General features: G+C 66.4%; 11 protein-coding genes. 8 read left to right on the plus strand and 3 right to left on the minus strand.

From position 1 onward, the window contains the following. Together K9L28_10410 and K9L28_10415 are read right to left on the minus strand one after the other, a co-directional pair. On the minus strand, positions 1-1,084 hold a 1,084-nt coding region (locus K9L28_10410; GenBank protein ID MCF7936739.1), incomplete at its 3' end, for an MFS transporter. Between the two features lie 182 nt (positions 1,085-1,266). Beyond that, a complete protein-coding gene (locus tag K9L28_10415; protein ID MCF7936740.1) occupies positions 1,267-2,835 on the minus strand; it encodes a hypothetical protein in 1,569 nt (522 codons plus the stop codon). A 463-nt stretch (positions 2,836-3,298) separates the two neighbouring features. Between K9L28_10415 and K9L28_10420 the strand changes: the two genes are divergently transcribed. The 5 genes from K9L28_10420 (at position 3,299) to K9L28_10440 (ending at position 7,464) form a co-directional block, all read left to right on the plus strand. Further along, on the plus strand, positions 3,299-5,344 hold the full coding sequence (locus K9L28_10420) for a ribonucleoside triphosphate reductase (GenBank protein ID MCF7936741.1): 2,046 nt from the start codon (positions 3,299-3,301) through the stop codon (positions 5,342-5,344). Continuing rightward, positions 5,326-6,024 carry an anaerobic ribonucleoside-triphosphate reductase activating protein gene (locus tag K9L28_10425; GenBank protein ID MCF7936742.1) on the plus strand — a complete coding sequence of 233 codons (699 nt, stop codon included), beginning with the start codon at positions 5,326-5,328 and terminating at the stop codon, positions 6,022-6,024. Before K9L28_10420 ends, K9L28_10425 begins: the two co-directional genes overlap by 19 nt. 20 nt (positions 6,025-6,044) lie before the next feature. After that, the gene (locus tag K9L28_10430) at positions 6,045-6,224 is read left to right on the plus strand and encodes an anaerobic ribonucleoside-triphosphate reductase (protein ID MCF7936743.1); all 180 of its coding nucleotides are present in this window, start codon (positions 6,045-6,047) and stop codon (positions 6,222-6,224) included. A 75-nt stretch (positions 6,225-6,299) separates the two neighbouring features. After that, positions 6,300-7,058 carry a fumarylacetoacetate hydrolase family protein gene (locus tag K9L28_10435; protein MCF7936744.1) on the plus strand — a complete coding sequence of 253 codons (759 nt, stop codon included), beginning with the start codon at positions 6,300-6,302 and terminating at the stop codon, positions 7,056-7,058. 73 nt (positions 7,059-7,131) lie between these two features. Continuing rightward, positions 7,132-7,464 carry a hypothetical protein gene (locus K9L28_10440; protein MCF7936745.1) on the plus strand — a complete coding sequence of 111 codons (333 nt, stop codon included), beginning with the start codon at positions 7,132-7,134 and terminating at the stop codon, positions 7,462-7,464. Here K9L28_10440 and K9L28_10445 read toward each other — a convergent pair. Continuing rightward, complete coding sequence (locus tag K9L28_10445) at positions 7,461-8,162, minus strand: amino acid racemase (protein ID MCF7936746.1); 702 nt, start codon at positions 8,160-8,162, stop codon at positions 7,461-7,463. The two genes, K9L28_10440 and K9L28_10445, sit on opposite strands and share 4 nt — an antisense overlap. Positions 8,163-8,281: 119 nt before the next feature. Between K9L28_10445 and K9L28_10450 the strand changes: the two genes are divergently transcribed. The 3 genes from K9L28_10450 to K9L28_10460 all read left to right on the plus strand — a co-directional run bounded on the left by K9L28_10450 (position 8,282) and on the right by K9L28_10460 (position 10,068). Next, on the plus strand, positions 8,282-8,650 hold the full coding sequence (locus K9L28_10450; GenBank protein MCF7936747.1) for a cupin domain-containing protein: 369 nt from the start codon (positions 8,282-8,284) through the stop codon (positions 8,648-8,650). Positions 8,651-8,756: 106 nt separating this feature from the next. Further along, positions 8,757-9,605: an adenosylmethionine decarboxylase gene (gene speD, locus K9L28_10455; protein ID MCF7936748.1), complete on the plus strand. Its 849-nt coding sequence runs from the start codon at positions 8,757-8,759 to the stop codon at positions 9,603-9,605. Positions 9,606-9,663: 58 nt separating this feature from the next. After that, the gene (locus tag K9L28_10460) at positions 9,664-10,068 is read left to right on the plus strand and encodes a nucleoside deaminase (GenBank protein MCF7936749.1); all 405 of its coding nucleotides are present in this window, start codon (positions 9,664-9,666) and stop codon (positions 10,066-10,068) included. Positions 10,069-10,140 lie beyond the last annotated feature (72 nt).

Genomic DNA, 10,140 nt, shown 5'->3' on the forward strand with positions numbered 1-10,140 from the left:
CGCCGGACCAGCCGATGGCCTCGGCCAGGCCGAAAAAGCCCATGTAGCGGCCCGTTCGGTCGGCAGGCGCCAGATTGGCCACCGCCGCCATGGCGCTGGGGAAGAAGACCACCTCCCCCAGCGTCACCAGCACCATGGAAAGCGTCAGGAGCGCCAGCGACGACGCCAGCCCCACCGAGAGGTAGCCCACCGCGAAGAGCAGCGCCCCCAGCGTCAGCGCCCGCCGGATGCCGATCCGCTGCCCGAAGGCCGCCGCCGGCCACTGGAAGAAGACCACCATCGCGCCGTTGAGCCCGTAGAGCAGCCCCAGCTCCACATCGCTGATCCCCACGAACTCCGTCGAAAAGACCGAGAGGGTGCTCACCAGCTGGCCCATCACCAGCAGCAGGAGGAGGCTGAAAAAGCAGAAGACCAGGAAGGTCCGGTCCGTCCCGGCGTCGAGCACACGCTTCAGCTCGAAGCGCTCCCTGGCGGCCTCGCGGATCGACTCGCCGATGAACGCCAGGATCAGCACAAAACCGATCAGCGCCGACACGGCAGTGGCCGCGAAGAGCGACCAGTAGGAGAAGGTCACCAGAACGCCGCCCATGGCCGGTCCCACCGCCCAGCCCACATTCATGGCGATCCGGATGATCCCGAAGGCCTCGGCGCGGTGCTCGGGCCGCACGATATCCGACACCACCGCGTTCACCCCAGGCCGGGCCAGGGCCCCCACGAAACGGGCGGCGATGAAGGCCGCCGCCACAACCAGGTAGGAACAGCGGAGGTAGACGAAGGATGCCATCACGGCGAAGACCAGCGCCCGTCCAGCCATCGTCCAGAGGAGGAGCGGACGGCGGCCCAGGCGGTCGGCGATCTCCCCGCCCATGATGCGGCCCACCGAGCCGCACCCCGCCGTGATCAGCATGATCATCCCCACACCGCTCATGGAGACCCCCAGCTCCCGGTAGAGATAGATGCTGACAAAGGGCATCGCCGCAGCGAAGCCCACGGAGATGGTCGCCGCCACCGTAAAGAGCGCCCAGAGACGGTGGTCGTAGCGCCTGGCGATTGTTGCTGTCCAGTCTCGGGCCTTGCCCAGCATCCCTGCATCCCCCCTGCAACAGCCGTGCCCCGGTGCCGGAGCACAAACCGGAATCTTTGCATACACTGCACTCTGTCGAGTATACCACCCGCCGGCCGCCATGGCGGCAACGGAAAGGCCCGGCGGGATTTCCGCCGGGCCCGGATGTTCATTGCACACTGTTGCGGCGTTTGCTACCTGTTTTACTCCTGCTCGTCGCCTTCGCCGGCCGAGGCGTCGGAGCTTTCCTCCGGGGTCCCGGTCTGCTGCACCTCCGGGGCCTCCTCGTCAGACTGACCCACCGCCAGAGGGTTCACCTTCACCGGTTCGCCGTTTTTGCCCGTGTAGCGGCGGCCGAAGCCGGTGTAGGCGGCGATGAACATGACGATCACCAGGAACCAGCCGTGGAAGACAAAGGGCACCACCTGGATCGGGTTGACCGCCGAGATGTAGTCGTACTTCTCCGTCAGGCTCTGGATCGTGGTGATCCCCAGCAGCGTTCCGCCGGCCCAGGGGAAGATGTAGCCCAGCGCGGAGGTCATGGAGTCCAGGAAGTTGGCCCGTCGGTAGGCGTGGAGGTTCATGTCCTCGCCGATGTCCTTGACGAAGGGCGCCGCCAGGATCTCCGCCGCCGTGTTGATGGTGATCAGCGCGTTGAGGATCCCCACCAGGCCCCAGATGGCGATCTCGGCGCGGCGGACGATCCCCTGCACCTTCTCGGCCACGAAGTGGCGGAACATGCTCATGGTGCCGCCCAGGGAGATCAAGTGCCCCGCGGCGACAATCAGCAGGATCAGCACCGCCATGGAGACATAGCCCAGTATCCCGTCGGCCAGGGCGCCCTGCACCTCGCCGGCCTCCATGTTGAACCGGATGATATCGCCGATGGAACCCAGCCCGAAGATGGGGATCAGGATGATCGCCGAGACGATCCCCCAGGAGAGCGAGGTGATCAGGTGGTGTCCCATAAAGGCCACGATCAGCACGATGGCGAAGGGAATGAGAAGCACCAGACCGCCGGGCTGTCCCACCTGCTCCGCGGCCGCTCCGCCGGCCGCCACATCGGCGCCGTTGCCGCCGAAGAGCATGAAGGCCAGCAGCGCCGGGATCGCCGCGGCGATGGCGTACTTGAAACGGGAGCGGACCACGCCGATCAGATCCGTCTCCTGGGTGACCGCCGAGACAATGGTGGTGTCCGAAACGGGCGCCAGGTTGTCGCCGAAGGCCGCACCGCTGAGGATGGCGCCCAGAAGGATCACAGGATGGCTGCCCATGACGATCCCCGCGGGATACATGAGCATGCAGAAGGCCACCGTCGTGCCGTAGCCCGTCCCCACAGCCGTGGCGAAGAGCCCCGCCAGGAGGAAGGTGACGGCCGTGAACATGGCGCCCTTCACCCCTGTGGCGAAGCCGAGCCAGACCAGTCCTTCCACCAGACCGCCGGCCTGGAGGATCGAAGCCAGCATGCCCGCCCAGAACCAGGCGATGATGGCCACCACGCCCACCGTCTGGGTCATCCCCTCAAAGACGCCCTGGGCGTAGTCCTTCCAGGCACTCCTGCAGAGGAAGAGCCCGATGCCCAGACCGATCACCGCACCGACGATAAGCCCCTCCGTTGTGGCCACATCGAGGATGCTGAGCAGCACCGCCCAGAGCATGAAAAAGAGCATCGGTATGGCGGCACCCAGGTGTCCGTACCGGAAGGAGAGCGACGAGATCTCCTCGCTGCTCATCGCCTTTTCCCGCTGCTGTCTGTTCTGTTCCTGCGCCATTCGACCAGCCTCCCATAATCTGATTTGGGACACCCCCTCCCTGCGGCGGAGGGAAGGCATCTCCAATAATGTATTATTGCAAATGTAACCCCCATGCGCAAACGAATACGGCGAAGATCCTCCCCCCTCTTTTCGCAGCGGTGTCCGATTTCCACGGGACGGCCTCCCGGCCCCTGCAGACGCAGCGTTCCGCCGCAATGGCCGCCGCAATGGCCGCCGCGGAGAGCCGCCGCAGGGCGGGATCCGTCCGCGGGAGGCGCAAAAACCCCCCTTTGCGGAGGAGGCCGGTCCGGGGGCGGGTCCGCCGAAGGGCCGTGGCGGGAGGGTCGTCGCGGCATAGTGGGCAAGCCGGGCCGACGATATCTGTTGCTCATGGCGTTTGACCTCTTCCCCCATATGTAGTGTAGTGTGGGCCGAATGAAAGCATATATAGTGCAAACGCCACACCGGAAGAGGTGAGACCATGGTAGTCAGCCACATCAGAAAACGCAACGGGACGGAGGAGCGGTACGACAGAACGAAGATCCGCGACGCCGTCATGAACGCCACCCGTGCCGTGGGCCGCGACGAGAGCGGCATCCCCAGACAGATCACCCGGGAGGTGGAGAGCTATCTGGGGATCTTCTTCACACGCGAGCAGCGCCCCTCAGTGGAGCAGATCCAGGACCTGGTGGAGAAGATCCTCGTCGAGAAGGGCTACGCCGACATCGCCAAGGCCTACATCCTCTACCGGGAGCAGCGGGCGAAGCTCCGGAACACCAGGACACTGCTGGAGGACGCCTCCAGTATGATCGACAGCTACCTGGACCGCAAGGACTGGAAGGTCAAGGAGAACAGCAACATGAGCTATTCCCTCCAGGGGCTCAACAACTACATCGCCTCGGAGGTCACCGGCTACTACTGGCTCCACCAGATCTACACCCCCCGGGTCCGGGACGCCCATATCGCCGGCGACCTCCACGTCCACGACCTGAGCAACCTCTCGGTCTACTGCTGCGGCTGGGATCTCCAGGACCTGCTGACCACCGGCTTCCGCGGCGTGCCCACCAAGATCGGCAGCGGCCCCCCGCGGCACTTCCGGAGCGCCCTGGGGCAGATCGTCAACTTCTTCTACACCCTCCAGGGCGAGGCCGCCGGCGCCCAGGCCTTCGCCAACGTGGACACCTATCTGGCCCCCTACATCGCCGCCGACGGTCTGAGCTACGGCGAGGTCCGCCAGGCCGTGCAGGAGTTCGTCTTCAACCTCAACGTCCCCACCAGAGTGGGCTTCCAGACCCCCTTCACCAATATCACCATGGATCTGGTGGTCCCCGGGAGCCTCAAAAACACCCCGGCCTACGTGGGCGGCGAGGAGTACGGCCTGCTGGGCCACTACCAGCGGGAGATGGACATGTTCAACCGGGCCTTCGCCGAGGTGATGCTCGACGGCGACGTGGACGGCAAGGTCTTCCCCTTTCCCATCCCCACCTACAACATCACCCGGGAGTTCGACTGGGACAACCAGGTGCTGGAGCCCGTCTGGGAGATGACCGCCAAGTACGGCATCCCCTACTTCGCCAACTTCGTCAACTCCGACATGGACCCCGACGACGCACGCTCCATGTGCTGCCGTCTCAGGCTGGACAACCGGGAGCTGCGCAAGCGCGGCGGCGGGCTCTTCGGCGCCAACCCCATGACAGGCTCCATCGGCGTGGTCACCGTCAACCTGCCCCGGCTGGGCTATCTCGCCTCCACGGAGGAGGAGTTCTTCGCCAGGCTGGATGACCTCATGGACATTGCCAGGGAGAGCCTGGAGACCAAGCGCAAGGTGCTGGAGCGGCTCACCGACGAGGAGCTCTATCCCTTCTCCCGGTTCTACCTGCGCTCCGTCAGGCAGAGCAGTGGCCGGTACTGGAACAACCACTTCGGCACCATCGGCATCAACGGGATGAACGAGGCGCTGCGCAACTTCGCCGGCCGGGATCTGGGCAGCAGCGAAGGGGTGGCCTTCGCCCAGCGGGTGATGGAGCACATGCGCGAGCGGATGCGGCGCTACCAGGAGGAGACCGGCAACCTCTACAACCTGGAGGCCACCCCGGCGGAGGGGGCCGCCTACCGCTTCGCCAGGAGCGACATGGAGCAGTTCGGCGATGACATCGTTTTCGCCAACAGCGACGAGGTGCGCGAGATGGGCGCGCCGCCCTACTACACCAACTCCAGCCATCTGCCGGTGGGCTACACCAGCGACCTCTTCGAGGCCCTCACCCTGCAGGATCCGCTGCAGGAGCTCTACACCGGCGGCACCGTCTTCCACTGCTTCCTCGGGCAGCGCCTGCCCTCCGGCGCGGCGGTGCGCACCCTGGTCAGCCGGATCGCAGCGGGCTTCCGGCTGCCCTACTTCACCATCACGCCCACCTTCAGCATCTGCCCGATCCACGGCTACATCCCCGGGGAGCACGAGTTCTGCCCCTACTGCGACCAGGAGGCCGCCAGGGAGAAGAGCGAGGCCCTATGCGCATCGGAGGCGTAGAGAAGACCAGCCTGGTGGACGACCCGGGGCGGATCGCCACCGTCCTCTTCACCCAGGGCTGCAACCTCCGCTGTCCCTACTGCCACAACCCCGAGCTGGTGCCCTTCGACACCGGGGCGGAGACCGCCGAAGCCGAGGCCTTCCTGCCGCTGCTGGAGGAGCGGAAGGGCTTCATCGACGGCGTGGTCCTCACCGGCGGCGAGCCCACCCTGCAGGAGGGCCTGGTGCCCTTCGCGCGCGCCGTCAGGGAGCGGGGCATGCGGCTCAAGCTGGACACCAACGGGAGTCGGCCGGCCGTTTTGGCGGGGCTCCTGGAGGAGCGGCTGGTCGACGCCGTGGCCATGGACGTCAAGCTGCCCCTGGCACGCTACGGCGAGCTCACCGACGAGGCGGAGGTGGGGGAGCGGGTGGGCGAGAGCCTCGCCCTCCTCGCCGCGGGCGGCCTTCCCGTGGAGTTCCGGGCCACCCTGGTGCCGGGGCTGCACAGCCCGGCGGACCTGCAGACCATGGCCCGGGAGATCCCCGCCGGCGAAACAGTACGGGTGGCGCTGCAGCGCTTCCGGGCGGGGAGAACGCTGGATCCCGCCTACAGGGAATCGCGGGAGTTCACCAACGACGAGATGCACCGCTTCGAGGAGATCTTCAGGGAAGCGGGGCATCCCACCGAACTGCGGCTGTAACAGGAAAGGAGCGATTGATCATGGAACAGCGGAAGAAGGGCAATCGGACACGCTGCGAGGTCTATTCCCGGGTAGTGGGCTTCCTCTCCCCGGTCTCCCAGTGGAACAGAGGCAAGGCCGCCGAATTCGCCGACCGGAAGACCTTTGACGTCCAGGGGCTTGCGTCGGAGGGCGACTCCGTGGACAATAGGCAGGACTGAGCCGGACAGAATGCGGCTCTGCCGGGATGCATCCCGGCCAGACCACAACTGGAGGAATCGACGTTGAGCTATTACCTGCGTTGTATCGTCAAGGGCAGGGAGGTGCAGGGCCTCTGCGACGGCGAGGGAGCCCCCATCGCCCTCCTGGAAGGCTCCTACTTCGAGGGCGGCGCCAGACCGACCGGACAGACCGCGGCCTTCGAGGATGTGGAGCGCTTCCTGCCTCCCGCCACACCCGGCAAGATCATCGCCATCGGTCTCAACTACCGGGACCACGCCGAGGAGACCGGCCACGCCATCCCCACAGAGCCGCTGCTTTTCATGAAACCCTCCAGCGCCGTGGTGGGCCACGGCGCCGAGGTCTGGTATCCGCCCCAGGTGGGGCGCCTGGACTACGAGGCCGAGCTCGGCATCGTCATCGGCAGGAAGGCCTTCCGTATCGACGAAGCCGATGCCCTCGACGCCGTCCTGGGCTACACCTGCGCCAACGACGTGACGGCCCGGGACCTCCAGCAGCGCGACGGACAGTGGACACGCTGCAAGTCCTTCGACACCTTCGCGCCGCTGGGGCCCTGGATCCTGCTGGACAGCGACCCGAGACCGCGGGAGATCAGCATGCACCACAACGGTGCGGTGGTCCAGCACTCCACAACGGCCAACTTCATCTTCGACGTGCCCTTTCTCGTGGCCTACATCTCCTCGGTGATGACTCTGTCGCCCGGCGACGTGATCATCACGGGGACGCCGGCCGGCATCGGGCCTGTCGCGCCGGGTGACGAGATGACCGTGACCGTGGAGGGAATCGGCCGGCTGACCAACCGGATCGGCCGGTAGGGCCTGCAGAAACGGAAGACGCCGCCGCGCAGCACCGGAGCCCGGCGGCGTCTCTTCGGAAGGGGGAGCCCGGGTGGAAACACAGGAACAGACCGTTCGGATCAAGCGACGCTACCGTGTCAACAAAGGGAGAACGGCGCTTCTGCTGATCTCCTTTTCCCTGCTGGTGTCCCTTGGCTTCGGGCTGAGGCAGATCTTTGTCGAGGATCCCTGCAGGTGGGAGCAGAGCGCCCAGGAGGCCGCCACGCAGGAACCGCCCGCCGCCGAAGCGGGCCCCGCCGAAGGCAAGGGCGGAGCCGGCAGCAACGACGCCAGAACGCTCTTCGAGGTGGAACTGGCTGCCGATTCGGAGGACGCCGTCCAGCTCCAGGCCGTCCCCGTCACGGAGGACGACCCGGACAGCTAGGCCTCCCCGGCGAGCGCCATATCCACGGCGGCCATGGCCTGGGCCGTCATGGTGTCCACAATCGGTACCGACGTATCCCTCTGCTGCACCAGCAGCGGCAATTCCGTGCACCCTAGCACCGCCGCCTCGGCGCCTCCCCCGGCCAGCTCCTCGATGATCCCCACCAGCCGCTTCCTGGAAGCCTCCTCCAGCCTCCCGAAGGTGAGCTCCTCGTTGATGATCCTGTCGATCTCCCTGCGGTCCTCCTCGCGGGGGATGACCGTGGTGATCCCGTGCCGCTCCCGCAGGCGGGTGCGGTAGAATTCCCCTTCCATGGTGAAGCGCGTCCCCAGCAGCGCTGCGTGCCGTGCTCCCTGCGCCTTGAGCTGTGCCGCCGCGGCGTCGGCGATGTGGATCAGCGGCACCGAGGCCGTCTCCTCCAGACGGGGGAAACAGCGGTGGATGGTGTTGGAGCAGATCACCAGCAGCCCCGCGCCGGCCGTTTCCAGACGCCTGCCCACGTCCACCACCTCGGCGCAGATCGCGTCGAAGCGGTCGTCGGCCATCCAGCGGTCGATATGGTCGAAGTCGAAGCTGTACAGCAGGATATCGCCGGAATGGGTTCCGCCCAGCCGGGCCAGGACCTCCCGGTTGATGATCCGGTAGTACTCCACCGTGGACTCCCACGTGAGTCCCCCGATGAGTCCGATTGTTTTCATCGCAATCACCTCCGACACTAGTGTAGAATAGAACGGCAGACATTGCATCCACAGGCTGCAGGCAGCCCGCTCTTTGCATCCCGAAGCGGAGTCCTGTAGCCTGGAAGAGGAGGGATACCATGAACGAATGTACACAAACCAACCTGGCAGGCTCGCTGCGGGACATAGAGCCGGAACCCGAAACCGGCGGCTTCACCAAGCGGATCGTCTTCGGGCCCGGGAGATTCTGGGAGGACTACGTCATGCGGCTCTTCACACTGGCGCCGCAGGGCACCTCGCCGCACCACAGCCACCACTGGCCGCACTACATCCTGGTGCAGGAGGGGGCGGGCAGAGCGGTCATCGACGGCGACACCTACGAAATCGAGGCGGGCTCCTGGGCCCACGTGCCCCCCAATGTGGAACACCACCTGGAAAACGGCGGCGACGGGCCCTTTTCGTTCATCTGCATCGTACCCCGGCACGGCGAGCCATCGCTGCAGGAGTGAGACGACGCCCCGCAGCGCGCCCGCCCCATCGGTGCGTTCCACAGGGAACGCAGGGCGCCCCGAAGCGCCCCACAGACAGGACCCGGAACAAGGGGGTGGAACTGTGATGCCACAGAGAAGGGGCCCTGCCCCGGAGAACATCCGACTCTACGGATTCAACAACCTCACCAAGACGCTGAGCTTCAACCTCTACGACATCTGCTACGCCAGGACCCGGAGGGATTCCCGGGAATACATCGCCTATATCGACGAGGTGTACAACGCCAGGCGTCTCACCGACATCCTCACCGAGGTGTCGGACATCATCGGCTCGCGTATCCTCAACATCGCCGGCCAGGACTACGAGCCCCAGGGGGCCAGCGTGGCCATCCTGATCTCCGAGGAGGACGAACCGGAATCCGGCGGCAGCGACGCCGCCGCGGAGATGGACGAGGCACCCGGGCCGCTGCCGGAGACCGTGCTCGGTCATCTGGACAAGAGCCACATCACGGTGCACACCTACCCCGAGAAGCATCCCTACCAGGGCATCTGCACCTTCCGGGCCGACATCGACGTCTCCACCTGCGGTCAGATCTCGCCGCTGAAGGCGCTCAACTATCTGGTGCACACCTTCAACCCCGATATCTCCGTCATCGACTACCGGGTCCGCGGCTTCACCCGCGCCGAGGACGGCGAGAAGCTCTTCATCGACCACAGCATCAACTCCATCCAGAACTTCATCGCCCGGGAGACCCTGGACCGCTACCAGATGGTGGACACCAACATCTACCAGGAGAACATCTTCCAGACCAAGATGCTCCTCCGGGAGTTCCAGCTGGACGACTACCTCTTCGGCGCCGGCGAGGCGGAGCTGCAGCCTGCCGAGAAGACCCGTATCCGGCGGGCCCTGCGCAAGGAGATGCTGGAGATCTACTCCGGGCGGAACATCCCCTCCCTGCCGGAGGAGCGGCAGTGACGGCGGCCGGACGCCGGGTGGAGAAGGGGTGACACCGGCGGAACGGGACCGCGCCTGCATGGAAGCGGCGCTGGAGGAGGCCCGCCGGGCCGCCCGGGGCGGCGACGTTCCCGTGGGAGCGGTGGTCGTCGCAGACGGCGCGGTCATCGCCCGGGGGCGCAACCGGCGCGAGGAGCGCGGCGATCCGCTGGCCCACGCCGAGATGGAGGCCCTCCGGGAGGCCGCCGTGGAGCTGGGGCGCTGGCGCCTCGACGGCTGCACCCTCTACTGCACCCTGGAACCCTGCCCCATGTGCGCCGGGGCCATCGTCCAGGCCAGGCTCCCCCGGCTGGTCTACGGCGCCGCCGACCCCCGCGCCGGGACGGCGGGCACCCTCTACGACATCCCCCGCGACAGCCGGCTTGCCCACCGCTGCCGGGCCGCTGGCGGAGTGATGGCCCCGGAGTGCCGCCAGCTGCTGTAGGCCTTCTTTGCGCAGCGCCGCCGACAGCGGGGCTGAAACACCGCGGAAACCCCTGCCGCAGGCGCGGTTGCG

This window comes from Synergistales bacterium (genome assembly GCA_021736445.1).
GTDB lineage: Bacteria > Synergistota > Synergistia > Synergistales > Aminiphilaceae > JAIPGA01.

What these genes read in the sequence shown, in the direction of transcription:
- K9L28_10430 (MCF7936743.1), top strand. Translation starts at nt 6,045, where the DNA reads ATGGAACAGCGGAAGAAGGGCAATCGGACACGCTGCGAGGTCTATTCC.
- K9L28_10420 (MCF7936741.1), top strand. Translation starts at nt 3,299, where the DNA reads ATGGTAGTCAGCCACATCAGAAAACGCAACGGGACGGAGGAGCGGTAC.
- K9L28_10445 (MCF7936746.1), bottom strand. Translation starts at nt 8,162, where the DNA reads ATGAAAACAATCGGACTCATCGGGGGACTCACGTGGGAGTCCACGGTG.
- K9L28_10460 (MCF7936749.1), top strand. Translation starts at nt 9,664, where the DNA reads ATGGAAGCGGCGCTGGAGGAGGCCCGCCGGGCCGCCCGGGGCGGCGAC.
- K9L28_10425 (MCF7936742.1), top strand. Translation starts at nt 5,326, where the DNA reads ATGCGCATCGGAGGCGTAGAGAAGACCAGCCTGGTGGACGACCCGGGG.
- K9L28_10415 (MCF7936740.1), bottom strand. Translation starts at nt 2,835, where the DNA reads ATGGCGCAGGAACAGAACAGACAGCAGCGGGAAAAGGCGATGAGCAGC.
- speD (MCF7936748.1), top strand. Translation starts at nt 8,757, where the DNA reads ATGCCACAGAGAAGGGGCCCTGCCCCGGAGAACATCCGACTCTACGGA.
- K9L28_10450 (MCF7936747.1), top strand. Translation starts at nt 8,282, where the DNA reads ATGAACGAATGTACACAAACCAACCTGGCAGGCTCGCTGCGGGACATA.